Genomic DNA, 23,808 nt, shown 5'->3' with positions numbered 1-23,808 from the left:
GCCCTTGGCAGGATGGCGCGGGCATGCAGGACGAAAGCCTCGGGCTTGCCAGCCGGGCTCGTTCGCCACCGGATCACCCCGCCCGGTTGAAAGTCGAAAACGTCACGAGGCAGGTCTCCTGGCTTGCACCGTACCGGCCGTGGCCGGTGGAGCGACGCCTTCCCGCGCGGAGCGCAGTGGCTGTGTCGATCCTGTTCAGTGCCTACAGTTGCGGGGGCAGCCGCGGCTTGGACCGCGTTCCCGTCTTAGCTGCGGCCGACGCCGCAGAACCTCGAAGCGGCAAGGCTACGCAGTGGTGGGTAGGCGGTCAACCATCAGCGCAGTATTCCCACCATCTCCATAGAGAACGGATTATGTGGGAGCGGGTTTACCCGCTCCCACAGGAGATGCTCCTACGACACCAATTGACGGAGCATCGGCCGCATGCTTTGCTTGCACCTTGCGTTCAGGTGCCCCCTCGGGGGTGAAACGGGAAACCGGTGCGTCGCAGGCCCCAAGGGGCCGGGCAAGGCCGGTGCTGCCCCCGCAACGGTAAGCGAGTGCGCGTCTTGACCACTGTGCCGTGTCGTATGGCATGGGAAGGTGACGCTGTCCAGGGAGCCTGCCTCCTCCTCGCCAGCCCGGAGACCGGCCTGACGACGAATGAACACCCCGCGGTGGGCGGGTGCTGTCGTGTGCCTTGGGCAAGCTCTGCCCAGGCGTGACGCCCGTGCCCGTCGCCCATAAAAAAGCAGAGGAACGCGTCATGTCCGTCACCAGCGCCAAACACAGCATCGCCACTCCCGTCAGCCTCAGCCAGCGCGTGCTCCTCGCCATCGGCGCCAGCCTGCTGGGCCTGTGCCTGGTCTACTTCGCCGGCTTCTCGCACATCGAGGCCGTGCACAACGCCGCCCACGATACCCGCCACAGCGCCGCCTTCCCTTGCCACTGAGTACGCCTGCATGATCAAGCGCATTGCCCGAACCGCCGGCTTCAGCGGGCTGCTCGCTGCCCTGTTGCTGACCTTGTTGCAGAGTCTCTGGGTCACGCCGCTGATTCTCCAGGCGGAAACCTACGAAAACAACGCCCCGAGCGCCGAGCACCACGCGCATGACGATGGCGTGGCCGCCCACACCCACGACGCCGAAGCCTGGGCCCCTGAAGACGGCTGGCAACGCCTGGTGTCCACGACCGGTGGCAACCTGGTGGTGGCCGTCGGCTTCGCCCTGGTCCTCGCTGCGCTGTACAGCCTTCGCGAGCCCCGCACGTTGAGCACCGGTGCGCTATGGGGGCTGGCCGGCTTTGCGGTGTTCTGCCTGGCGCCGACCCTCGGGCTGCCCCCGGAACTGCCGGGCACTGTCGCGGCCGACCTGGGCCAACGTCAGGCCTGGTGGGCCAGCACGGCGGCTGCCACCGCCGCAGGCCTGGCACTGGCGGTGTTCGCTCGGCACTGGCTGTTCAAGACGCTCGGCGTGGCCTTGCTGGCAATTCCCCATCTGGTCGGTGCCCCGCAACCAACCGTCCATGAGAGCCTGGCCCCCGAGGCCCTGGAGACCCAATTCAAGCTTGCCTCCTGGTTGACCAACGCGGCCTTCTGGCTCGCTCTCGGCCTGCTCAGCGCCTGGCTTTATCGTCGCTCCAGCCAGGCCTGATGACTCGCCCTCCCCTATTGCCGGCGTTCTACGCCGGCTTTGGGTGCCGCAGAGGATGCCCGGCCGACCACCTCGAGCGGCTCCTGCGTGACGCACTGGCTGCCCATGGCCTGCAACTGGCGCAATTGCGCGGCATCGCCAGCATCGACCTCAAGGCCGAAGAAGCCGGGTTGCAGGCACTGGCCAGCCGCCTCGGACTCGCCCTGACGCTGTTTCCGTCCGTACAATTGCACGCCTTCGAACCATTGCTCAGCCATCGCTCGGCCGCCGCATTCAACCACAGTGGCTGCTGGGGGGTCGCCGAAAGTGCAGCCTTGGCGCTGGCCGCACAAAAAAAAGGGACGCCCCGGTTGCTGGTGCCACGCCAGGTAGGCGACCGGGCTACCGTTGCCTTGGCGTGCAGCCGATAATCGCTGCTCCTTATTGCCCTACTGCAAGGACTTCCCATGACGGTCTTCTTCATCGGTGCCGGCCCCGGCGATCCGGAATTGATCACGATCAAGGGCCAGCGCCTGATCCGTCAGTGCCCGGTGATCATCTATGCCGGCTCCCTGGTGCCTGCAGCCGTCCTGCAGGGCCATAATGCCCATACGGTGATCAACAGCGCCGAACTGCACCTCGACCAGATCATCGCAGCCATGCGCAGCGCCCATGAACAAGGCCATGATGTCGCTCGCGTGCACAGTGGCGACCCGAGCCTGTACGGCGCTATAGGCGAGCAGATCCGCCACCTGCGCGAGCTGGGTATCGACTACCAGGTCATCCCAGGCGTCACGGCCACTGCCGCCAGCGCAGCCCTGCTCGGCTGCGAGCTGACCTTGCCGCAAGTGGCGCAGACGGTGATCCTCACCCGCTACGGGGACAGCTCGCCCATGCCCGCGGGCGAGCAACTGGCCGACTTGGCCCGACACCGCAGCACCCTGGCGATCCACCTGGGCGTCAAGCACCTTGAACGTATCGTCGCCGAGCTGTTGCCCCACTACGGCCCGGATTGCCCGGCTGCCGTGGTGCACCGCGCCACCTGGCCGGACCAGGACTGGGTGCGTGGGACCTTGCAGGATATCGTCGCGCTCACGGCAGCCAAAGGCTTCCGGCGCACGGCATTGATCTTGGTCGGGCATGTGCTGGGCGACACCCCATTCGCCGAGTCGGCCTTGTACCGGGCCGGGCACGCTCACCTCTATCGCCCCTTGGGCTGAAGCTCAAGATCATTCCTACAAAAAACATATGAGGTTACACAGATGCTCGAACTGCGCCCCAACTGCGAATGCTGCGACATCGACCTGCCAGGCGACAGCCCGGACGCAAGGATCTGCTCGTTCGAATGCACCTTCTGCCGGGCCTGCGACGAGGAGCATTTCCGGGGACGTTGCCCGAATTGCGGTGGCCAACTGGCCCCTCGGCCACCTCGAGTCGGAACCGCCCTGCTGAACAACCCGGCCTCAGGCCAGCGCGTCATCAAACCCCATAGCCGCTGCACCCGGGCCGGCGGATAGGGACCGCGGGTTGCGATGACTGCCCAGCCTGTACCATTGCCATGCCGCTTGTAGGAATTTTCAACAAACACACTTCGTTTATTCAACATCCCTACGCTTCCCATTACTATGCCCCCCGAATAAACGTATCTTGCGCGCTCCGCGCAGGTCCCAGAGGGTATTCCTGCGGGATTTCAGGAAACGGACCACATTCCTACAGGAGTTATCCAATGACAGCCGTTCTGATGGTTGACGACCATCCAACCGTTCGACTCGCGGTACGCATGTTGCTCGAACGCGAACGTTTTCGCGTCATCGGTGAATCAGGAGACGGTATCGATGCCGTGCAGCAGGCCCGCTCGCTGCGCCCCGACGTGGTGATCCTCGACATCGGCCTACCTGGCCTTGACGGCATGGAAGTGATCAAGCGACTACAATTGCTTGAGCCTGCACCGAAGATCATGGTGCTCACCGGCCAACCTGCCGACCTTTATGTACGTCGCTGCCTGGATGCCGGGATTGCCGCCTTCGTCAACAAGGATGAAGACCTCGACGCCCTGGTGTTCGCCTTGAAGGCGCTGGTCAAGGGTTACTCGACCTTTCCACAGATGTCGGTCAACAGCAGTTCGCTGGAGAGCGAGTGCGAACGCCTAGGGAGCCTTTCAAATCGCGAAATGGAAGTGCTGCGTCGCCTCAGCCGAGGGGAGAACAACAAATTCATCGGCGAATGCATGAACCTCAGCGCCAAGACCATCAGCACCTACCGGGGTCGTATCATGGACAAGCTCAAGACCGAGTCGCTGGTCGAGATGGTTGACCTGGCCAAGCGCAACCAGGTCGCTTGAACGCACTCGGCATGAAAGGTGCGCTGGGCGTTCTTCTATTGGGCCTATGCCTGGTAGCCACCTCGCCAGCGGCAAGCACGGACAGCGAGGCACGCCACTTGCTGGCCCGGTCCCTGAGCGTCGCACCGCCCTTGCCGATGGACCCGGTCGATCGGCAATGGCTGGAGCGGCGCAAGACGCTGGTGCTCGGGAGTTCGAAGCCGGACTACCCACCGTTCGAGATCAACACCAGCCTCACCGATTACGAAGGGATCAGCGCCGACTATGCCGGCCTGATCGCCGCACAGTTGGGTGTGGCGATCGAAGTCCGACGCTTCCCCGATCGCCAGGCAGCCATCGAGGCACTCCACGCAGGCAGCATCGACCTGCTGGGCAGCTCGAACGCGTTCGAGGCCGCCGATGCCCAATTGGTGCTCAGCCAACCTTATGCCGATGACCTGCCAGTGATCGTCAGCCGGCAAGACCGGATGCTCGCCCGGCACGCCAAGGACCTGGCCGGCTTGCGCCTGGCGATGGTCGATCACTACCTGCCGGAATCCGAGGTCCGCAAGCAATACCCCCAGGCGCAGCTACGCCTGTATCGCTCTACCCTGGCAGGGCTCTCCGCCGTGGCGCTGGGCGAGGTGGATGCCTACCTGGGCGATGCCATCAGCACCGACTATCTGGTTGGCAAGAGTCTGCAGGGCCTGGTGAAGATCGACCATTTCAGCCCGCTGGCGACGGATGTCTTCGCCTTTGCCCTGGCTCGCGACAACCCTCGCCTACAGCGACTGGTCGATAGCGCCCTCGCCAGGATCAGTGACAGTGAACGGCTGGACATATTGCGCCGCTGGAGCACTGGCAACACCAGCCTGCTACTGAAGAACCACACCGGGGCCCTGACTGCCGAAGAGCAGGACTGGATCAAGCAAACCCCGAAAATCCGCGTACTGGTAAACAGTTCGCTCGCCCCCCTGACCTTCAATGACGCTGCACATCACCCCAGCGGTATCACGATCGATCTACTCAAGCAGATCCGCCTGTTGACCGGCCTGCGCTTCGAAATCGTCGAACGCGACTCGATCCAGGAAATGGTCGACCAGGTGGCCGAGGGTAAAGCCGAGATGATCGGCGCCCTGGGCTATGGCCCCGAGCGGGCGGCACGCCTGCGCTATACCCGCCCTTACCTGGTGAGCCCAAGGGTCCTGGTCACCCGCAGCGATGCTTACTGGGCCGGCGCCCCCACCGCCTTGGACGGGCGACGGGTCGCACTGCTGCGCGGCGCCCCACAGCGAGAGACGCTGCGGCAGAAATACCCTCGTGCACGCCTGGTCGAAGTGGACACCCACCTGGAGCTGATGGAAGCAGTGGCCAATGGCGAGGCGGATGTCGCCCTCAGTTCGCACATCAATGCCAGCTATTACATCGCCCATGTGTTCAAGAACACCTTGCGCATCGCCGGCCTGCAGAGTGACGAACCGGCGGTGGCGGCCTTCGCGGTGGCGCCCAACCAGCCACTGTTGCAATCGATCCTGAACAAGACACTGTTGAGCATACCGCCCGAGGAGCTGGATCAGGTGGTCAATCGCTGGCGCACCACCACCGTGGTCAGCGACAGCCCGTGGCGCAACTACCGCACCCTGGTCTTGCAAGTCCTCGCGCTGGCCGTCCTGCTGCTGGCCGGCGTGGTGTTCTGGAACACCTACCTGCGCAAGCTCATTCACCAGCGCACCGAGGCCGAACGCGCCCTGCAGGCCCAGCTGGCCCTGAGCCGGAGCTTGCTGGAGCAATTGCGCCAGGCCAAGGACGACGCCGAACAGGCCAGCCAGGCCAAGAGCACCTTCCTGGCGATCATGAGCCACGAAATCCGCACGCCCATGAATGCCGTGATCGGCCTGCTCGAGCTCGCGCTGGAAGACAGCCGTCACGGCCGCAGCGACACACAGGCGCTACAAACCGCACACGGCTCGGCGGTAGGCCTGCTTGAGCTGATCGGCGACATCCTCGATATTTCGCGCATCGAGTCCGGCCACCTGACCCTGCAACCGGCGCCCACGGACCTGGTCGAGCTGGTCCGCTCGACCTTGCGTGTGTTCGAAGGCAATGCCCGCATCAAAGGCCTGCTTCTGGACGCCGAACTGCCCCAAGCTCCGGCCTGGCTGCAAGCCGACCCGGTGCGCCTTAAGCAGATTCTCTCCAACCTGATCAGCAATGCCATCAAGTTCACCGACCACGGCAGCGTGAAGGTCAGCCTGAAGCTTGCTCCGGATGCGCCCGGGGCACCAGTTCGCGTTGCATTGGCCGTACAGGACACGGGTATCGGCATAAGCCCTGAGAACCAGGCGAGGCTATTCAATACCTTCGCCCAGGTAAACGGGACCCAGGCCCGCCAGGGCGCAGGTTTGGGGCTGGTGATCAGCCGCACCCTGGCCGAGCTCATGGGCGGCCAGTTGCACCTGCAAAGCGTGGAAGGCATGGGCACCCGGATCGAAGTGGAGCTTTCCCTGCCGCCTGCCACGCCACTGCCCTGTCACGAACACCCCGAAGCCCCCCCATCACAGGCGAGCAGGCCATTGAATATCCTGGTGGTCGACGACTATCCGGCCAACCTCCTGTTGCTGGACAAGCAGTTGGCGACCCTGGGGCATCGGGTCACCCTGGCCGAACACGGTGCGGCGGCCTTGGCGCTATGGGAAGCCGGCAGCTTCGATGTGGTGTTGACCGACTGCAGCATGCCCGTGATGGATGGCCATGAGCTGACCCGGAGGATCCGCGCCCTGGAACGTGAGCGCAATTTACCGCCTTGCCGGATGCTTGGCATCACGGCCAATGCCCAGGCCGAGGAAAAGGCCCGGTGCCTGGCCAGCGGGATGGACGATTGCCTGTTCAAGCCCATCGGCCTGCAGGCACTCAAGGCCCACCTGCCCCAGGCGCGACCGCAGCCGTTGCCGACCTCCGAACCGCCAGCGCCTGAGGAACCCAGCCCGGTCGATGTCCCGGCCACTGGCTTCAACCTCAATGAGCTGCGTCACCTGACCCAGGATGACGAGACACTCATTCGTCGCCTGCTGGACCAGCTTGCCCATAGCGCCAGCGAAGACCTCGCCGCGCTGCGGGCCCTGGGCGACACGCCCGAAGACGAAGCGACCCGCGCCCTGGCCCACCGTATCAAAGGGGGTGCCAAGATGCTCAAGGTACGTGGCGTGGTAGGCGATTGCGAAGCGGTCGAGCACGCCATCGCCCAGGGCCAGCCAAGCAGGGCCGCGTTGCACCGCCTGGAAGCCAGCCTGGAAATCCTGCTGCGGGAGTTGCGGGAAAGTCTCGACAGGCTCGATACGCCGTCTTGACCCCTCGGCCTGCCGAGCCTCAGGTGCTTTCGCGAACCATCAGCTCGAACCCCAGGTCCTGCTGCTCGGTCGCCACCCGCTTGCCGTCGAGCAGGGCCAGCAACGCCTGGGCCGCACCACGGCCGACAGCGGCCCTCGGCGTGCGGATCGAGGTCAGGCGCGGCACCATGTGTGCCGAGGCCGGCAGGTCGTTGAAGCCAACCATCGCCACCTGGTGCGGCACCTGAATCCCTTGGCGCAACGCCTGCAGCACCGCGCCCTGGGCAAGGTCGTCGTTACAGAAGAAGATGCCATCCACGTCCGGCGACTGCACAAGCAAACGGCTGAACAGCTCGCTGCCAAGGGCGATGGACGAAGGCTGCGGCGCCAGCAGCTCCAGCTCCGGTGCGTGCAGGCCGGCTTCGGCCAGGGCCTGGCGAAAGCCCTCGGCGCGCTGCATCACCCGCGGGTCGAGCTGGGCGGCGATGAACGCCAGGCGCCGCCGGCCTCGATCGATCAAGTGGCGTGCCGCTGCACGCCCGGCCTGCTGCTGGGAGAACCCCACCGACAGCTGGCCCGCCTCGCCGCCCAGCTCCATCATGTGCACGCAGGGCACCCCGCTGGCCATCAGCATCTGCCGCGCGGCGTCGCTGCGCTCGAAGCCGGTGAGCAACATGCCGCAGGGCTGGTAGGCCAAGTAATTGCGGATAAGGTTTTCTTCTTCGGCAGTGTCGTAGTGATAGTTGCCGATCAGCACTTCCAGCCCGCGCGGGCGCATCACCTCGTGGATCGCTTCGAGGGTATCGATGAACAGCTGGTTGGACAGCGATGGGATCAGCACCACCACCGATTGGCTGCGCGCCGACGCCAGCGCCCGCGCAGCCGGGTTGGCCACATAGCCAAGGCTGGCAGCGGCGACCATGACTTTCTCGACCAGCTCCGGGGCGACGGTACTGATGCCGCGCAAGGCGCGCGAGGCGGTGATGGGGGAAACACCGGAGAGCCTGGCGACTTCTGCCAGAGTGGGGCGACCGGTGGTACGCGAGCCTGTGCGGGACATGGGAGTTGTAATTTTACTACTTGCCAGAAAGGGGAACGGCCACTAAGGTAGCGCTGTCTCAGGACACAGGCAACGTAAAACTTTAGCGGCTATGTGCCCAGCGTCCATACTGCGTGAAGACAAGACCAATAACACCCGGGAGGGTGGCGCTTGCAACCTCGTTTCGTCGTCAGCGAGACAGCGCTATCTTACCCCGCAGGAGGTACTGATGAACTCTCCCCTGTCTGCAATAGTGGTGATGGGTGTGGCTGGCTGCGGCAAGAGCTGCATCGGTTCGGCCATTGCCAGCACCAGCGGCGGTCGCCTGATCGAAGGCGATGCCTTTCACCCTGCCGAGAACATTCGCAAGATGAGCGCCGGCATTCCCCTGGACGACGATGACCGTGCCGGTTGGCTGGTGCGCCTGGGCCAGGAACTGCAAGCCACGCTCCAGGCCGGCGAACGCCCCATCCTCACCTGCTCCGCGCTCAAGCGCCGCTACCGCGAAACCCTACGTCAGGCCGTGCCGGGTCTTGGTTTCGTATTCCTGGAGCTGACCCCGGCCGAAGCCGAAAAACGCGTGCTCGCCCGCCCTGGCCACTTCATGCCGGCCAGCCTGATCGACAGCCAGTTCGCCGCCCTCGAGCCGCCCCATGGCGAACCGCTGACCCTGACGCTGGACGCCACCCAGCCGATCGAGACCCTGGCCCTGGCCGTAGATACCTGGCTAAAGCCCTGCGGTGACCGGAGACTGGCGCGAACTGCCTGATGCCGGCGGTTTTTCCGGCTCACCAAAGACAGCGCTGTCTCGACACCTGAGCGTGTCGAACGTTTCGCCAAAACAACGATAAGATCGAGGCACTTCAACCATGTTCGGACTGGCTACTGATACCTTCCTGCTGCTCGACGCCCTGGTGACCATCGTCGGGCTCATCCTGCTGATTACCCATTTCAAGGTCCACCCCTTCGTCGCCCTGACCCTGGCCGCGGGTTTTCTCGGCCTGACCTCCGGGATGCCGGTGGCCAAGGTCATGAAGTCGTTCCAGGACGGCTTTGGCGGCGTGCTTGGCTTCGTCGGCATCGTGCTGGCGCTGGGCACCATGCTCGGCAAGCTGATGGCCGATTCCGGCGGCGCTGACCAGATCGCCCAGACCCTGATCCGCGCCTTCGGCAAGCAGAAGGTGCACTGGGCCATGATGTTCGCCGCCTTCCTGGTGGGGATCCCGCTGTTCTTCGAAATCGGCTTCGTGCTGCTCATCCCGCTGGTGTTCATCGTCGCCCGCCGCTCCGGGGTGTCCCTGGTGAAGATCGGCATCCCGCTGCTGGCCGGCCTTTCCGTGGTCCATGGCCTGGTACCGCCGCACCCGGGCCCCCTGTTGGCGATCGGTATTTTCCATGCCGATATCGGCAAGACCATCTTCTACGGCCTGCTGGTCGCGCTGCCGACCGCCGTGATCGCCGGCCCGCTGTTCGGTAATTTCATCTCCCGCTACATCCCGGGCAACCCGTCCCAGGAGCTGATGGACCAGATCGCCCGCGAAACCAACCAGCAGAACCTGCCAAGCTTCGGCATCACCCTGCTCACCGTGCTGCTGCCGGTGGCGCTGATGTTGCTCAAGACCTTTGCTGACGTGGTGCTGCCGGCCGAACACATCGTGCGCCAGTGGATGGACCTGATCGGCCACCCGATCACCGCCCTGCTCGCCGCCCTGCTGCTGGCGTTCTACACCTTCGGCTCTGCCCGCGGCTTCTCGCGCCAGCAGATCATGAAAATGCTCGACCAGAGCCTGGCGCCCACCGCCGCCATCGTACTGATCGTCGGTGCCGGCGGCGGCTTCAAGCAGATGCTGGTGGACACCGGTGTCGGCAACGTGATCGGGCAGATGGCGGTACAGGCCGAGATCTCACCGATCCTCCTGGCGTGGCTGGTGGCGGCGGTGATCCGTATCGCCACCGGTTCGGCCACCGTGGCGACCATCACCGGCGCTGGCATCGTCGCCCCGGTGGTGGACCTGGTTCCCGGGGTGAACCGCGAACTGCTGGTGCTCGCCACCGGTGCGGGGTCGCTGATCCTGTCCCACGTCAACGACGCGGGTTTCTGGCTGGTCAAGCAGTACTTCAACATGACCGTGGCTGAAACGTTCAAGACCTGGAGCATGATGGAAACCATCCTTTCGGTGGTGGGCATCATCTTCATCATGCTGCTTTCGACGGTGGTCTGACCGTTCATCGTGGTGGTGGCACCTTGCGGCAGGCCTGTAGCCCAACCCGGTACAGGTCATTTACAAGGAGCCCCCCATGAAACTGCACCGTACCTGCCTGCTCGCCGCCCTGCTGGCCTCTCCCCTGGCCCTGGCGGCGGGTACCGGGCCGACCCACCCGGACGACCCGCACAGCCCCGCGCCCCAGCCCGGCGCCGACAGCACGCTCAACCCGATCGAAAAACCCATGCCGCGCGACACCGACCCGCGGATCCAGGGCAATGACCCGGACAGCCCGCCCGCCGAACAGAACGACAATCGCCACCTGCCCGGGATGGATGGTGGCGGATCGGAAGGGATGCGCGGGCATGGCGATGGCAGCGGGACGCGCGGCGGCGATAGCGGCCAGCCCTGAGGTGTGCGCACGGAACAACGCAAAACTACTGGTTTTGCGGCGCCTATATCACGTGCCAAGCCTCACCACTGACGCTTGTCGGGCCGGGTCAACCCCAGCTTCTCGATCCGATAACGCAGCATGTCCCGCGATAACCCCAGCAGGCGCGCCGACTTGGTGACGTTCCAATCGGTCCGATCCAGGGTCTTGCACACCAGGTCGCGCTCCATGTCCGGCAGGCTGGTGCCAGCCTCCGGCTCCTGACGCGGCAGCTCGAATGCTGTGGGCATCGGCTGAGCCATGGGCTCATCGACAAGCGTCATGCACAGGTTCAGCTGGTGGGCAGCGATCACCTCACTGGGCGCCAGCAGCACGGTCTGCTCGAGCATGTTGCGCAGCTCGCGCACGTTGCCCGGCCAGCTGTAGGCGAGCATCAACGCCTCGGCCTCGGCACTGAAGCGCAGGTTGGGCTTGCCATAGCGGCGGCCGTGATGAGCCAGGAAGTGCCGGGCCAGCAGCAGGATATCCTGCCCTCGGGCATACAGCCGCGGCACCTTCAGGGCAATGATGCGCAAGCGGAAGAACAGGTCGCGACGGAACTTGCCCTGCTGCACCATCTGTTCGAGGTTGCAGTTGGTGGCACTGATCACCCGTAGGTCGACCTTGCGCTCCTTCACCGCACCAATGCGCCGAATGCTGCGGTCTTCGAGAAGCTTGAGCAATTTGGCCTGGAGCACCAGGTCCATCTCGCCGATCTCATCGAGGAACAAAGTACCACCATCGGCCGCCTCGACCAGGCCCACCCGACGTTCCTTGGCATCGGTGAACGCGCCTTTTTCATGGCCGAACAGTTCGGCCTCCAGGAGGTTGGCCGGGATCGAAGCGCAGTTGAACTCAATGAACGGGCCCTTGCTGCGCGCGCCATCGAAATGCAGCGCACGGGCCACCAGCTCCTTGCCAGTGCCTGTCTCGCCTTCGACCAGCACCGGCGGCAGGTCGTCGCTGGCCATGCGCCGTTCGGCATCGAGCAACTGGCGCAAGGTGTGCTTGAGGCTCTGCATCACCGGCGACTCGCCGATCAACGCCTGCAACCCGGATTTCTGCGCCTCGCGCTCCTGGTAGAACGACAAGGTACGCTCCATCCGCTCGGCGGCCAACGCCTTGTCCAGCATCAGCTTGAGCTCAGCGAGCACCACCGGCTTGGTCAGGTAGTGGAAGGCGCCCTCCTTCATCGCCAGCACGGCATCTTCCACGTTGCCGTAGCCGGTCATCATGATCACTTTCAGGTCCGGCGCCTGGGCCACCAGATTGCGCAGCAAGTCGTGGCCGCTCATGCCAGGCAATGAGTTGTCGGTCAGCACTGCGTCGGGCAAGCCCTGCCGAATCTGCTCCAATGCCTGCTCGGCGCTATGGCAGACCGTGACCTCGAAGCCCTTCAGGCCCAGGTATGTGCGTATATTGTCAGCGAGGATCTCGTCATCCTCGACCACCAGAATGCTGGGCCCCATGGTCCCCTCCCGCTGCGATATTGAAGACAAGGCTGACGCGGGTTCCTTCCTCTTCGCGGCTGCTCAAGCTGACCGAGCCGCCAAAGCGTTCCATGATGCGCTTGACCAGGGCCAGGCCAACACCGAGGCCGCCCTGCTTGGTGGTGAAGAACGGCTTGAAGACCATTCGCTCCTGTTGCTGGCTCATGCCTTTGCCGGTATCGCTGAGCACCAGCTTCACCTGCTGCCCCTCCAGGCTGCTGACCTCGGCGCACAACAGGCCGCCCTTTGGCATGGCCTCCAGAGCATTGGCGAACAGGCTGTTGAGGATCTGGGTCAACTGCAACGGCTGGCTGACCACCCAAAGCTGGGTAGGCCCTTCGAAGCTGAACTGCACGCCGTTGCGTTCGATCTGCTGCAGGAACGCCAGCCGGGTGTCCTCGATCGCCGCTACCAGGTCCACCGCCTCGGGCTCGTCGCTGGTCGGGCGCAACGACACCAGCAGGTCACGCACCCAGCGCGACATGCGGTCGACCTGGCTGATGATGTCGGCGATGTTCTTGCGTGCCGGCTCGCTGGCGATTTCCTGGGCCAGTTCGGCACTGGAGCGGATATTGGCCAGCGGGTTGCGCAGGCTGTGAGCCACCGCCGAGGACATCTCGCCAAGGGCGACATAGGTCTCGCTGGCCACCAGGCGGTCCTGCTGGTGACGGAGCATGCCGGCGGCGCGGCGCACGATCCAGAACAGACCAAAATAGACCAGCGCCCCGCCCAGCAAGGTCGACACCCAGATCAGCACGTAGCCGCGCTGGATACGCCGGACCAGGTCCTGGGGCTCTTTGTAGATCTCGACCATCGACAACACCTGCTCGCCCTGGCTGTCGAACAGCGGGATGTAGTTCTCGATGAACAGGTACTGCGGCTCACGTTGGAACTTCTGCTCCTCGCGGTCCTCGTCGGCCTTGTGGTAGCTGGCCGACACTGGCTTGCGCGAATGGAAGGCGTGGTCCAGGTCGTCGTCCTCGGCGATGCGCTTGCCTAGCAATTCCGGGTTGGTTGACCAGACGATCGTGCGGTCGTGGGCATAGACATTGGCCAGCAGCGTGTCAGGCAGGTGCTCGACATGGTCGAGGAATTCCACCCGGGTCGACTTGACCAGTGCCGGCGCGATCTGCAAGTGCTGCTCGTCCAGCCGCGGGTCGAGCAACTCGCCCATGGTGGTGCCGGGCGGCAATTGCGAATGACGGACCTCGGCCTGAGCCATGGCCTGGATGAACTGGGCAGTGAGCATCGCGTCGCGCTCGACGCTGTCGCGCACCACGAAGCGGGTGGAGAAGTAACCCAGCCCACCGGCCACGGCGGCGATCACCAGCAGACTGATCACCGAAAACCAGCGTAGCAAGTTGAATTCACGCAGCGGCGCGGCCAACCCGCTCGAGCCAGGCGACGTCTTGTCGGGAACATCATGATCCAGCGTCTGCATGGTGGGGTTCCCGCTCTGAGGTCTTCATCGAAGGAAGCAAGGCGGTGCTACCGCCCGTAGCAAGGTGATAGCACTTTGCCTGTTGCGCTGCTGCCGCCGTCTGTCGTCAAAGGGCGCAGCAAGAAACCGGCCAATCCATTCTGAAATTGAATATCCAAATAAAACAGCAAGTTATGAAACATTTATAACCTCGAATCGAGATCAAGGACCCACAATTGGGGTATTCTTCACCCAAAAATAAAAATTATTTAAAAAACAAATAGTTATAAAATCTATATGCTGATTTGCTTTAACTCTTGATCAGCCGAAAGCTCAAGGAAACGCTCGTACCCACGCCCTCCCGGCTGCTCAGTCGGACCGAGCCACCGAAGCGTTCCATGATCCGTTTGACCAACACCAGCCCAACCCCAAGCCCACCTTGCTTGGTGGTGAAGAAGGGCCGGAAGGCCATGCGCTGCTGTTGTTCGCTCATACCTCTGCCGGTGTCCGAAACCCGCAAGGTCAAGCTGCGACGGTCCTGGCGCACCACCTCCACTCGCAACTGGCCGCCTTGTTCCATCGACTCCAGGGCATTGGCGATCAGGCTGTTGAAGATCTGCCCCAGCAACACCGGATGCCCTAGCACCTGGTGCGGCGGCAAGGGCTTGAGATCCAGGCTCACACCACTGCGCCCCAGCGGCACGGCGAAGGCCTGCAAGCTGTCCTGGAGCGTTTGCGACAGGTCCACGGGGACCGCATCGTCATTGAGCGGGCGCAGCGATTGCAGCAGTTGGCGCACCCACTGGGACATGCGATCGACCTGGCTGATGATGTCGTTGATGTTCTTCTGCGCTGGCCCTTCGTCGAACGCCTGGGCCAGTTCGGCGCTTGAACGGATGCTGGCCAGCGGGTTGCGCAGGCTGTGGGCGACCGCCGAGGACATCTCACCCAGCGCCACGAAGGTCTCGTTGCTGATCAGCCGCTTCTGCTGCACCGCCATCACTCGGGCGGCACGCCGCATGATGCCGTACAGGCCCAGGTAGACCAGGCTCGCCCCGATGGCGATGGCCAGCCAGATCAACAGCAGGCCGTGTTCGATGCGCACGATCAGGTCATGGGGCTCCTTGTAGATCTCGACCATGGCCGCGACCCGCTGACCGTCGGCGTCGAACAGCGGAATATAGTTCTCGATGAACAGCTGCTTGGGTGGGGTCACGAATTTCTGCTCGCTGCGCGCATCGTCGAAATCGTGGTAGCTGGCCGACACCTGCATCTTGTATTCGAAGGCACGCTCAAGGTCGTCGTCGGACTCGATCATCTTGCCGATCAGCGCCGGGTTGCTCGACCAGATCACCGTATGGTCGGGCGCGTAGATATTGGCCAGCAGCACATCCGGCAAGTGGGCGATATGGTCAAGGAACTCGCCACGGGCGCGGCGCCGTGCATCCGGGTCGACATCGGGCATGGCCAGGTCCATGCGCGAATCGAGCAGTTCGCCCATGGTGCGCACATTAGGGATGGACACGTGGCGCACTTCGGCGTCGGCGATGGCTTGGATGAACTGCGCGGAGAGCAGCGCATCGCGTTCGACGCTCTCGTTGATGATGAAACGGCTGGAAATCAGGCCCAGACCCACGGCCACCGAGACGATGATCGCCAGGCTGACCCAGGCATACCAGCGCAACAGGTCGAACGGCTTATGGGCCGTACCGCCATCACCACCTGCGGGCACTTCGAGTGTGTCAGAACGTGGGGCGAGGTCCATGACGGACTCCAACGGCTGGGGCACCTTCTGAAGGTTATAGCCCAGAGTTGGGGGTTCGCCCGCTGCTCACCGAACAGGCTCTTGGCAAAAAGCCACAAGCCTTGCCTTCACCACCCGCTGTAGAGCGGCGCATCCTCGGCCAGCCCCTGCAAGCGGCGGTAGTCACGCAGTACATTGGGCACGTACTTCTGCGTCTCGGCGAACGGCGGCACCACCCGCCCCCGGCTGAGCACAGCTTCCGGGCCGGCATTGTAGGCGGCCACGGCCAGCGTTATGTCGTTGTCGAACAGCGTGAGCATGCGCTTGAGGTATCGTGCGCCGCCTTGCAGGTTGGAAGCGGGGTCGAGCACATCCTTGACGCCCATTTCCTTCGCCGTGCCGGGCATCAGTTGCATGAGCCCAGCCGCGCCCTGGGGCGAACGCGCCTTGGGGTTGTAGCCGGATTCGGCCTTGATCAGCGCATGCAGCAGCGCTTGCGGCACGCCATGGGTACGCGCGGCGGCGGCCACCAGGTCAGCGTAGGGGCGCCCGGTGATCAGTTGCGCATCGACAGGCCCGGCGTGGGCCTGGGGCTCGCTGATGACCCTTTCATAGTGCCGCCCTGGCCGATGCACGTTGGACAGCACATAGCCGCCCTTGGCATCGATGGCGATGTACATGTCGGCCTGGGCGGCACCTGCCGCCAACCAGACCAATCCCAGGATGATTCCACGCATGTCGGCTGCCTCCCCGTCGTGGCCCCCGATGTGGGGGAAATGCCCCGGAAAACCCAGGGTTTCCAGCTGGAACGCAAGCACTGTGCCGCTTGCCATGGCCCATGGCGCAAGGCCCCGAGCCAGACGTGCACGGCTGTTGCATGGCGAAGGCAAACCTGCCCGAACGCACTGGAGGGTTTCACCATGCAGCGCAGATCCATCACCCAACGCGGCTTCACCCTGCTCGAACTGTTGGTGGTCCTGGTGGTACTCGGCCTTCTGGCCGGCATCGTCGCACCCAAGTACTTCAGCCAGCTCGGCCGCTCGGAGGCCAAGGTCGCCCGAGCGCAGATCGAAGGCCTGGGCAAGGCACTGGACCTGTACCGCCTGGAGGTCGGCCACTACCCCAGCAGCGAGCAGGGCCTGCAGGCATTGGTAACTGCACCGAGCGGCGAACAACGCTGGTCGGGCCCCTACTTGCAGAAGGCCGTGCCTCAGGACCCCTGGGGGCGCCCCTATATCTACCGTCAACCCGGTGAGAATGGCGGCGAGTACGACCTGCTCTCGATGGGCAAGGATGGCCAGCCCGGCGGAGACGGAGAAAATGCCGAAATCACCAGCTGGCAATGAGGAGAGCCACCATGCGCTACAGCCTCAAGGCCCTGGGCCGGCAGGGCATCGTCCAATTGCAGGTCGAGGCCGAGGATGCCGGCCAGGCGCGGCGCCACGCCGAGGCGCAGGGCCTGCGGGTGGTCAGCCTGCGCAGCCAGGGCGGCGGCTTGCACTCGCTGCCTTGGCGCCGCACGGCACGTTTCGACCTGGTGTTGTTCAGCCAGGAACTGGGCACCTTGCTCAGTGCCGGCCTGCCACTGATAGAAGCCCTGGAGAGCTTGGCCGAGAAGGCCCCCACCCCTTCGGCGCGCCAGGTGCTGGAAGCCTTGGTACGCCAGCTCTACGAGGGCCACTCGCTGTCCCAGGCCCTCGGCCAGCAGGCGAAGATATTCCCCGCCCTGTATGTAGCATTGGTGCAGTCGAGCGAACGCACCGGCGCGCTGGGCGATGCGCTGGCACGCTATATCGGTTACCGACAACGCCTGGACCTGGTTCGGCAGAAGCTGGTCGGTGCCTCGGTCTATCCGTTGCTGCTGTTGCTGGTGGGCGGCGGCGTGGTGCTGTTCCTGCTCGGCTACGTGGTGCCTCGCTTCAGCCTGGTATTCGAGGGCATGGGCAACGAGCTGCCTTGGCTGTCTCGGGTCTTGATGCAGGTCGGCCTGTTCCTGCATGCGCAGCAATTGCCCCTGGCATCGGCGGCACTGGGTGGCCTTTGCGCCTTGGCGCTGCTGCGGCGCCACCCTGCCGTGCGCCGCTGGGCCAGCCGCCAGTTGCGGCGCCTGCCGGCCTTGCACCAGCGCCTGGTGATGTATGAGCTTGCCCGCTTCTATCGCTCGCTGGGCATTCTCTTGCAGGGCGGCATCCCTATCCTCACCGCCATGGGCATGGCCCGAGGCCTGCTCGGCAGCGCCGCTGCGCAAGGCCTGGAACAGGCCTGCCGACGTGTGGGCGAAGGCCTGCCGCTGTCCGATGCGCTGGAGGCGGGGCAGCTGGTGACGCCGGTGTCGCTACGCCTGCTGCGGGCGGGCGAGCGCTCAGGCAACCTGGGCGAGATGCTCGAGCGCTGCGCCGACTTCCATGACCAGGAGATCGGCCGCTGGGTGGAATGGTTCGTGCGCCTGTTCGAGCCGTTGCTGATGACCTTCATCGGGCTGCTGATCGGCCTGATCGTGATCCTCATGTACATGCCGATCTTCGAGCTGGCTTCAAGTATTCATTGAAACCCACGCCGGCCCTGAAGGACCGGGGTCGCCCGGTTTGCGGCCGCTGCGCGACCGATCGCGAGCCCTTCGTAGGAGCGGATCAGGTCAATAGTCGAAGCGGTCCACCGCCCGACGCCGCTCGTTGTCGTCACGCCGGTCATAGCTGGCGGTGGTCTGGATATTGGCGTGGTGCGCCAGCTTCTGGGCAATCGACAGGTCATGCTCCTCGATCACCCGGGTAATGAATGCCCGGCGGAAGTCGTGGGGCATGATCTTCACCCCCACCTGCGACCCACGCTGGCGCGCGATGTAGTAGATCGCATGCTTGGTGATGCGCGCCCGGGTAATGTGGCTGCCGCGCCGGATACGGTTGAACAGGAACGCATCGTCGGCCTCGCCCGCCGGCAGGTGCGCGCGGCGCAGGTCCAGCCAGGCCTGCAGCTTCTCGAAGGCCCAGGCCGGTGCGTACTTGATCAGCTGCCGGTTGCCCTTGCCCACTACCTGCAGGCTGCGTGCCTGGAAGTCCACCTGGGCCAGGTCGATGTCCACCGATTCGGACTTGCGCATGCCCGTGCCATACAACAGCGCGATGATCGCGGCATCGCGCACGCCCTGTGGGCGCGGGTCGGCCGCACACACGTCCATCAGCTCGCGGATCAGGCTGCGCCGCAGGTTACGCCCCGGTGGCAGGCGGCTGCCGCTGGCCGGTTTGACCTCGCGGATGTGCATCAGCTTTTCATGGTCTATCAGCCCCTGGCGCCACGCTTCGTTCATCACGCCACGTACCGCGTTCACATACAACGACGAGGTATTGGGCGCGTAGCCATCGGCGCGCAGCGCCGCCACCAGGGCGACCACATGGCCAGGCTCGAGCAGGTGCCACGGCACCTCGGTGACATCGCAGTCGACGAAACCCAGGCGGTCGGCTGCGTCCTGGAGGATATAGCGCATGGTCAGCTGGCTGGAGGGGGCCAGACGGGCCAGGTACTGCAGCAGAGGATTGTGCAGGTGGTCGGACAAAACGTGGATCCTGTAGCGGGAGCTTCGAGCAGGGTATGGCATGAAGCGAGTCATTACGACTGGGTTAATAAATCAGCGCGACAACAAAAATGGACAGGTCATTGAGACCCAGGCCGTGCCATCACTTCGACATTCAGGGCTGCCGGTGGCACGGTTGGTGATGGTACCCCATTAGCCGCCCACTGTTCGAACCGAGGATCGCTCCATCCTCATCCCGTCGGATAGCTGTACCTGATGCGGTTGGTGACCTACCAGATGGACCGCTGGTCTGAAAGTGCAACGTTTCTCGATCAATGGCCGGAACCTCCAGACCGGCCGGTCCTGCCCCGGAAAAACGTTTGCCCCGGCGGCTTGCGCCGCACGGCCAGCCACCGCTCGCCTGTGACGTACGTCAAACAATGGCATTTTTGTCATGTTCGGCGCGAGATACTGGCGATACAGGTGCTATGGTTAGATTCCCACCGGCCGAGTGAGCGGCCGATCACCGGGTTCAGGATCAGAACAAGGAGGCTGGCATGAACAAGATGACGTTCCCCAACGCCTGCCAGGTGATGCGCTGGCATTTTCACCCATTGGGCTTCGAAGCCAGTATGGATGCCCCCCGCAGCATGGTGGCACGGCTGTTCGACCGCGCGACCGGCGAAACCCTGCTGGCCATCGCCGGCATCCCCTGCGCCGCGATCATGCCCGCAGCGGACGTGGAACGTATCATCGAGGCCGTCGAGGCCGAGATGGAAGCGTTCGAACCTTCCTATGTCTTGCGGGACGCGGTCTAGCCAGCCCGGACCTCGTCGCCAGGCTGGCCCATGGCATCTAGCCGTGCCATGAACTGCTCGGCCGGCACGGGCTGGCCGAGCAGGTACCCCTGCAACGAATCGCAACCCAGCCGGGTGAGGAACTCCTGCTGGCGATTGGTCTCCACACCTTCGGCGACGATGCGCAGGTCCAGGGCCTGGCCCAGGGCGACGATGGCCGAGACGATCGCCGCATCGTCGCTGTCCTGCTCCAGGTCGCGGACGAACCCGCGATCGATCTTCAGCTCGTTAGCCGGCAGGCGCTTGAGGTACATCAGGCTGGAATAGCCCGTACCGAAGTCGTCGATGGACAGATCCACCCCCATGCCGGACAGTTTTTGCAGTACCGCCAGGCTGGCATCGGCGTCGCGCATGGCGGTGGTCTCGGTGATTTCCAGGGTCAGGCGATTGGCCGGCAGGTTGTTGTCCTGCAGCGCACGGGCCACGCTGTCGACCAGCCCGGCGTGACAGAACTGGATGGCCGACAGGTTCACCGCAATGCGCCAGTCGCTGCGCCCTTGGTCAAGCCATACGCGCATCTGCCGGCAGGCTTCGTCGAGCACCCAGTCACCGATCGGGATGATCAACCCGGTCTTTTCCGCAAGGCCGATGAAACGGTCCGGCAACAGCAGGCCATGTTGCGGGTGCTCCCAGCGCAGTAGCGCCTCGGCACCGATCGGCTGGCGGGCAACTGCGTCGAACTTGGGCTGGTAGTGCAGGCGGAACTGGCCATGCTGCAGGGCCGCACGCAGGTCCTGCAACAGCTGCAGTTGCTGGCGTGCATTGGTATTCATGGAAACGTCGAAGAAACTGTAGCCGTTCTTGCCGGCGCTCTTGGCGTGGTACATGGCAGCATCGGCGTTGCGCAGCAGTTCGTGCTGGTCCTGCCCGTTGCCGGGGTACAGGACGATGCCCACGCTCGCCGACAGCTGCAGGTCATGCTCGGCCACACGGTAGGGCCGGGCCACCAGGTCGACCTGCTTGACTGCCACGTCCATGGCATCGGCCGGTTCGTCCAGCGCCACCAGCAGGACGAACTCGTCGCCACCGATACGCGCCAGGGTGTCCTGGCTGTGTAAATGACCACGCAGGCGCGCCGCCACGGCCTTGAGCAGCTGGTCGCCGACATGGTGGCCAAAGGCATCGTTGACCGGCTTGAAGCCATCCAGGTCGATGAACATCAGGGCGAAACAGCCGCCCTGCTCCGCGACCTTGCTGATCGCCTGCTCGATGCGCTCGGCCAACAGGGTGCGGTTGGGCAGGCCGGTCAGGGTGTCGTGCAGGGCCAGCTGGGTCAGCTCCTGGTTGGCCAGGGTCAGCGAATGCGCCAATGCCGACGTACGCGCCTCCAGGCGCGCATCCAGCACTGAAGTGAGCAGCGCCACCGCCAGCACCGCCAAGGTGGTGATCAACACCAGGTAGGCCAGGCCGTCGCCACGCAGGCCACCGGCCAGCGCGCCACAGAAACTGCCTTCCGGGAAATTGGCTGCTGCCATGCCGGTGTAATGCATGCCCACGATGGCGATGCCCATCACCACCGCCGCCGCACCCCGGATATGACGCACATAGGGCGTATGCTGGCGCAGGCGGAAGGCGATCCACAATGCCGCCGCCGAAGCCCCGACGGCGATGCCCAGGGACACGCCGAACAACGTCGGGTCATAGTCGATGCCCGGCAGCATGCGCAGGGCCGCCATGCCGGTGTAGTGCATACTGGCGATCCCGCCGCCCATGATCGATGCCCCCAGCCCCAAATGCAGCCAGGGCAGGCTCGGCTGGCTCACCAGCCACAGGGCGAAGGCCGAGGACAGCACGGCGATCAGCAGCGACAGTGCCGTCAAGGTCAGGTCGTACCCCAGCTCGATGGGCAGGCTGAAGGCGAGCATGCCAATGAAGTGCATCGACCAGATGCCCACGCCCAAGGCGAAGGCGCCTCCTCCCATCCACAGGTAGGCCGAACGGCCCTTGGCCGTGGCGATGCGACCAGTCAGGTCCAGGGCGGTATAGGACGCCAGGATGGCCACGCACAATGAAATCAACACAAGGGAAGAGGAGTAGCTACCGATCAGCATTCGAATCCCAGCCAGCGCTGTACATGAGTCCGGAAAAAGCCGCTCATTGTACTGGAGCGCCGGTGAAACGCACGGGCTTTCGAGGAGGGGGATAGCTGGACGAAAAGGCCGCGCAGCCCATCGGACTGCGCGGCATGGCACCACGAACGCGCCGTGGTTGCAGGCGAGCAAGGGAGGGGTTGCCCCTCCCCGCCCTGGTCAGCGCACGGTAAATTGCACGTGCACGATGATGTCCCTCAAGCTCTCCAGCAACGCTTGCTGGTCGCCTTTGGCATCGGCAAAGCTCAGGGTCATCACGGTTTTGGCACCGGGTTGCTTTTCATCGGCGTTAACCTCTGCAATGTGCAACCCTTCGAAAGGCAGCCACTGGGCGCCCCAACGCGGATGGGAGTCACCGCCATCCGGTGAGAACAGCCCTTTGTCCTGCATGCCATGGGAGATCACGGTCTCCTCGCAACCATGCGGCAGCCCCCGGGCGTCCGTGCGCAGACGTGCACGCACATTCTGGTAAGGGCCGAGCAATGCCGGCAGGGAGACGGCAATGCTGCGCACCCTGCGCACCTTACGGTTGAAATCGCCTGCCAGGCCCAGTTCACTCAAGCCGAAGTGAACCGCCAAGTCACCCGTAGTTGCCATTTCCAGCTTGCTCAACGGGAACTTGTCGACGCCAAAGCTGACCCCCGAATCTTCGATCAGGCGCTTGAGCGCTTCATTGAGCGTTTTCGGGTTATCCCCTTGCGTCTTACCTGAAGTGAACCGTCCTTCGAACAGTTGTGCCAGCGAGACGGTGCGGGTCACTTCCAGCTCTCGCTTCTGCCATTTCACCCAGGCGTTTTCCATCTGCCCCAGGGCGAGCATCAGCCCCTCGCCACACAGCAACCCGGCCCAGGCCCCATTCCAGGTGCCGGTGCGCAGGTAGCGGGTGTTGTCACCCATTTCCCATTGCAGGGCCTTCTGCGCCATCATGCAGCGCGATGCCGTCAGGTCGTAATAGGTGTAGAAAATCGTGGCCAGGCGCGAGCGCAGCCAGCTGTACATCTTCTTGCCGGTGAACTTGCCGCGCAGCAGCTCCAGCTGTGCCTGAGCATGGGCCGACTGAGTTTGCATATGGGCAATCTGCATGTTGGCCGAGGTCTCGCGCACGGCCAAGGCGTCGAGCTGGGCCTGGATGACTTTCATTTCCTGTTCGGCCGCCTTGTACTGGATTTCCCAGTCCTGGCGACGGCGGCGGTACATTTCTTCCTGGCCGATACGCCACGAGGCAATGTCCAGTCCATCGGACGCCAGGCTTGTACAGATGGCTAAGGCGTTGAATGCAGCCCCCCAGCGGCCACCACCGTTAGCCAGACCAAATATGTTCGGCACTGCATCGGCGAACGAAGCAGCCATATGCAAGCCCTTCGCAGCCGCCCGAATGGTCTGGGATGAAGTGGACATATTCAACACCTGCTTTTCACGGCCGTTGATGTCCTCTTCGTAGAGCCGATGGTAATGGCTGTAACGCAAGCTGGCGGTTGCATAGGAGGCCGTTAGCACTTCACGCTCGGCGGCCAGTTCGTTCAGGGTTTGCTGCTGCAGCTTCACACTGCTGTCGGCCAACTCCACCCCTTGGGTATTGAGCAGTTCCGCCAACGCTTCGGCATCCTGGCGCTCCAGGATGTTCTGCATCGTGCTGCCGAACTGGATGAGCTGGGACGCCATGGTCCGCGCCCCTTCCATCAGCGGAATGAAGCGCAACGCCGGCACGTTGTCGATGGTCGGCAAGGCATTGGCCCCGCCCGCCTCGGCGGCCACCGCGTCGGCCCACAG

At 64.1% G+C, this 23,808-nt stretch carries 21 protein-coding genes and 2 riboswitches; of the genes, 13 read left to right on the top strand and 8 right to left on the bottom strand.

What is annotated here, in order from left to right; all coding sequences use genetic code 11:
- Positions 1-91 precede the first annotated feature (91 nt).
- Positions 92-289, bottom strand: a riboswitch (cobalamin riboswitch).
- A 141-nt stretch (positions 290-430) separates the two neighbouring features.
- Positions 431-650: riboswitch (cobalamin riboswitch) on the top strand.
- A 95-nt stretch (positions 651-745) separates the two neighbouring features.
- The 7 genes from AC1MHZ_RS20770 (at position 746) to AC1MHZ_RS20740 (ending at position 7,277) form a co-directional block, all read left to right on the top strand.
- Entirely contained in the window at positions 746-931 is a 186-nt protein-coding gene (locus tag AC1MHZ_RS20770; protein WP_084858074.1) for a CbtB domain-containing protein, read from the top strand.
- A gap of 10 nt (positions 932-941) precedes the next feature.
- Positions 942-1,631, top strand: a complete 690-nt coding sequence (locus tag AC1MHZ_RS20765; protein WP_084858075.1) for a CbtA family protein — start codon at positions 942-944, stop codon at positions 1,629-1,631.
- A 17-nt stretch (positions 1,632-1,648) separates the two neighbouring features.
- Positions 1,649-2,041 (top strand): cobalamin biosynthesis protein, encoded by a 393-nt coding sequence (locus AC1MHZ_RS20760; protein ID WP_324815499.1) that lies wholly within the window; start codon positions 1,649-1,651, stop codon positions 2,039-2,041.
- A 36-nt stretch (positions 2,042-2,077) separates the two neighbouring features.
- On the top strand, positions 2,078-2,830 hold the full coding sequence (gene cobM / locus AC1MHZ_RS20755; protein ID WP_084858077.1) for a precorrin-4 C(11)-methyltransferase: 753 nt from the start codon (positions 2,078-2,080) through the stop codon (positions 2,828-2,830).
- Between the two features lie 42 nt (positions 2,831-2,872).
- Positions 2,873-3,127 (top strand): DUF1272 domain-containing protein, encoded by a 255-nt coding sequence (locus tag AC1MHZ_RS20750; protein ID WP_084858078.1) that lies wholly within the window; start codon positions 2,873-2,875, stop codon positions 3,125-3,127.
- A gap of 209 nt (positions 3,128-3,336) precedes the next feature.
- Positions 3,337-3,951, top strand: coding sequence for a response regulator transcription factor (locus AC1MHZ_RS20745; protein ID WP_084858079.1), 615 nt, complete (start codon positions 3,337-3,339; stop codon positions 3,949-3,951).
- Positions 3,952-3,962: 11 nt separating this feature from the next.
- Entirely contained in the window at positions 3,963-7,277 is a 3,315-nt protein-coding gene (locus AC1MHZ_RS20740; protein ID WP_482966860.1) for a transporter substrate-binding domain-containing protein, read from the top strand.
- Between the two features lie 19 nt (positions 7,278-7,296).
- Here the strand turns inward: AC1MHZ_RS20740 and gntR are convergent, their stop codons facing one another.
- On the bottom strand, positions 7,297-8,316 hold the full coding sequence (gene gntR, locus AC1MHZ_RS20735) for an HTH-type transcriptional regulator GntR (RefSeq protein ID WP_480463890.1): 1,020 nt from the start codon (positions 8,314-8,316) through the stop codon (positions 7,297-7,299).
- Positions 8,317-8,524: 208 nt separating this feature from the next.
- Between gntR and AC1MHZ_RS20730 the strand changes: the two genes are divergently transcribed.
- The 3 genes from AC1MHZ_RS20730 to AC1MHZ_RS20720 all read left to right on the top strand — a co-directional run bounded on the left by AC1MHZ_RS20730 (position 8,525) and on the right by AC1MHZ_RS20720 (position 10,911).
- Entirely contained in the window at positions 8,525-9,064 is a 540-nt protein-coding gene (locus AC1MHZ_RS20730) for a gluconokinase (RefSeq protein WP_084858082.1), read from the top strand.
- A gap of 100 nt (positions 9,065-9,164) precedes the next feature.
- Positions 9,165-10,517: a GntP family permease gene (locus tag AC1MHZ_RS20725; protein ID WP_084858083.1), complete on the top strand. Its 1,353-nt coding sequence runs from the start codon at positions 9,165-9,167 to the stop codon at positions 10,515-10,517.
- A gap of 82 nt (positions 10,518-10,599) precedes the next feature.
- The gene (locus AC1MHZ_RS20720; protein WP_084858095.1) at positions 10,600-10,911 is read left to right on the top strand and encodes a hypothetical protein; all 312 of its coding nucleotides are present in this window, start codon (positions 10,600-10,602) and stop codon (positions 10,909-10,911) included.
- 62 nt (positions 10,912-10,973) lie between these two features.
- On the opposite strand, the gene AC1MHZ_RS20715 is transcribed toward AC1MHZ_RS20720, so the two are convergent.
- The 4 genes from AC1MHZ_RS20715 to AC1MHZ_RS20700 all read right to left on the bottom strand — a co-directional run bounded on the left by AC1MHZ_RS20715 (position 10,974) and on the right by AC1MHZ_RS20700 (position 16,320).
- Positions 10,974-12,398 carry a sigma-54-dependent transcriptional regulator gene (locus AC1MHZ_RS20715; RefSeq protein WP_084858084.1) on the bottom strand — a complete coding sequence of 475 codons (1,425 nt, stop codon included), beginning with the start codon at positions 12,396-12,398 and terminating at the stop codon, positions 10,974-10,976.
- Positions 12,367-13,860, bottom strand: coding sequence for a sensor histidine kinase (locus tag AC1MHZ_RS20710; protein WP_084858085.1), 1,494 nt, complete (start codon positions 13,858-13,860; stop codon positions 12,367-12,369). Before AC1MHZ_RS20710 ends, AC1MHZ_RS20715 begins: the two co-directional genes overlap by 32 nt.
- 289 nt (positions 13,861-14,149) lie before the next feature.
- A complete protein-coding gene (locus AC1MHZ_RS20705; RefSeq protein ID WP_084858086.1) occupies positions 14,150-15,604 on the bottom strand; it encodes a sensor histidine kinase in 1,455 nt (484 codons plus the stop codon).
- 107 nt (positions 15,605-15,711) lie between these two features.
- Positions 15,712-16,320 carry a lytic transglycosylase domain-containing protein gene (locus AC1MHZ_RS20700; protein WP_084858096.1) on the bottom strand — a complete coding sequence of 203 codons (609 nt, stop codon included), beginning with the start codon at positions 16,318-16,320 and terminating at the stop codon, positions 15,712-15,714.
- 183 nt (positions 16,321-16,503) lie between these two features.
- Here AC1MHZ_RS20700 and gspG point away from each other — a divergent pair, with 183 nt between their 5' ends.
- Complete coding sequence (gene gspG / locus AC1MHZ_RS20695; RefSeq protein WP_084858087.1) at positions 16,504-16,929, top strand: type II secretion system major pseudopilin GspG; 426 nt, start codon at positions 16,504-16,506, stop codon at positions 16,927-16,929.
- Between the two features lie 11 nt (positions 16,930-16,940).
- A complete protein-coding gene (locus AC1MHZ_RS20690) occupies positions 16,941-18,131 on the top strand; it encodes a type II secretion system F family protein (RefSeq protein ID WP_084858088.1) in 1,191 nt (396 codons plus the stop codon).
- A gap of 87 nt (positions 18,132-18,218) precedes the next feature.
- Here AC1MHZ_RS20690 and AC1MHZ_RS20685 read toward each other — a convergent pair whose 3' ends face one another.
- Positions 18,219-19,175 carry a site-specific integrase gene (locus tag AC1MHZ_RS20685; RefSeq protein ID WP_430317047.1) on the bottom strand — a complete coding sequence of 319 codons (957 nt, stop codon included), beginning with the start codon at positions 19,173-19,175 and terminating at the stop codon, positions 18,219-18,221.
- Positions 19,176-19,648: 473 nt separating this feature from the next.
- Between AC1MHZ_RS20685 and AC1MHZ_RS20680 the strand changes: the two genes are divergently transcribed.
- Complete coding sequence (locus tag AC1MHZ_RS20680; RefSeq protein WP_084858090.1) at positions 19,649-19,909, top strand: DUF1652 domain-containing protein; 261 nt, start codon at positions 19,649-19,651, stop codon at positions 19,907-19,909.
- Here the strand turns inward: AC1MHZ_RS20680 and AC1MHZ_RS20675 are convergent.
- Both AC1MHZ_RS20675 and AC1MHZ_RS20670 read right to left on the bottom strand, forming a co-directional pair.
- On the bottom strand, positions 19,906-21,999 hold the full coding sequence (locus tag AC1MHZ_RS20675; protein ID WP_084858091.1) for a putative bifunctional diguanylate cyclase/phosphodiesterase: 2,094 nt from the start codon (positions 21,997-21,999) through the stop codon (positions 19,906-19,908). The genes AC1MHZ_RS20680 and AC1MHZ_RS20675 overlap by 4 nt on opposite strands.
- Before the next feature lie 198 nt (positions 22,000-22,197).
- A partial coding sequence (locus AC1MHZ_RS20670) for a Tc toxin subunit A-related protein (protein ID WP_482966859.1) occupies positions 22,198-23,808 on the bottom strand: 1,611 nt, incomplete at its 5' end.

This window comes from Pseudomonas sp. FA-1, assembly GCF_056856075.1.
Note: the sequence above shows the minus strand (reverse complement) of the source record. Positions and strands in the feature narration are given on the sequence as shown.

Bases quoted from the DNA above. Each gene is read 5' to 3' on its own strand.
- cobM (WP_084858077.1), top strand. From the start codon at position 2,078: ATGACGGTCTTCTTCATCGGTGCCGGCCCCGGCGATCCGGAATTGATC.
- AC1MHZ_RS20700 (WP_084858096.1), bottom strand. From the start codon at position 16,320: ATGCGTGGAATCATCCTGGGATTGGTCTGGTTGGCGGCAGGTGCCGCC.
- AC1MHZ_RS20750 (WP_084858078.1), top strand. From the start codon at position 2,873: ATGCTCGAACTGCGCCCCAACTGCGAATGCTGCGACATCGACCTGCCA.
- AC1MHZ_RS20715 (WP_084858084.1), bottom strand. From the start codon at position 12,398: ATGGGGCCCAGCATTCTGGTGGTCGAGGATGACGAGATCCTCGCTGAC.
- AC1MHZ_RS20745 (WP_084858079.1), top strand. From the start codon at position 3,337: ATGACAGCCGTTCTGATGGTTGACGACCATCCAACCGTTCGACTCGCG.
- AC1MHZ_RS20710 (WP_084858085.1), bottom strand. From the start codon at position 13,860: ATGCAGACGCTGGATCATGATGTTCCCGACAAGACGTCGCCTGGCTCG.
- AC1MHZ_RS20675 (WP_084858091.1), bottom strand. From the start codon at position 21,999: ATGCTGATCGGTAGCTACTCCTCTTCCCTTGTGTTGATTTCATTGTGC.
- AC1MHZ_RS20770 (WP_084858074.1), top strand. From the start codon at position 746: ATGTCCGTCACCAGCGCCAAACACAGCATCGCCACTCCCGTCAGCCTC.
- gspG (WP_084858087.1), top strand. From the start codon at position 16,504: ATGCAGCGCAGATCCATCACCCAACGCGGCTTCACCCTGCTCGAACTG.
- gntR (WP_480463890.1), bottom strand. From the start codon at position 8,316: ATGTCCCGCACAGGCTCGCGTACCACCGGTCGCCCCACTCTGGCAGAA.
- AC1MHZ_RS20685 (WP_430317047.1), bottom strand. From the start codon at position 19,175: ATGCCATACCCTGCTCGAAGCTCCCGCTACAGGATCCACGTTTTGTCC.
- AC1MHZ_RS20740 (WP_482966860.1), top strand. From the start codon at position 3,963: ATGAAAGGTGCGCTGGGCGTTCTTCTATTGGGCCTATGCCTGGTAGCC.
- AC1MHZ_RS20705 (WP_084858086.1), bottom strand. From the start codon at position 15,604: ATGGACCTCGCCCCACGTTCTGACACACTCGAAGTGCCCGCAGGTGGT.
- AC1MHZ_RS20725 (WP_084858083.1), top strand. From the start codon at position 9,165: ATGTTCGGACTGGCTACTGATACCTTCCTGCTGCTCGACGCCCTGGTG.
- AC1MHZ_RS20690 (WP_084858088.1), top strand. From the start codon at position 16,941: ATGCGCTACAGCCTCAAGGCCCTGGGCCGGCAGGGCATCGTCCAATTG.
- AC1MHZ_RS20730 (WP_084858082.1), top strand. From the start codon at position 8,525: ATGAACTCTCCCCTGTCTGCAATAGTGGTGATGGGTGTGGCTGGCTGC.
- AC1MHZ_RS20765 (WP_084858075.1), top strand. From the start codon at position 942: ATGATCAAGCGCATTGCCCGAACCGCCGGCTTCAGCGGGCTGCTCGCT.
- AC1MHZ_RS20680 (WP_084858090.1), top strand. From the start codon at position 19,649: ATGAACAAGATGACGTTCCCCAACGCCTGCCAGGTGATGCGCTGGCAT.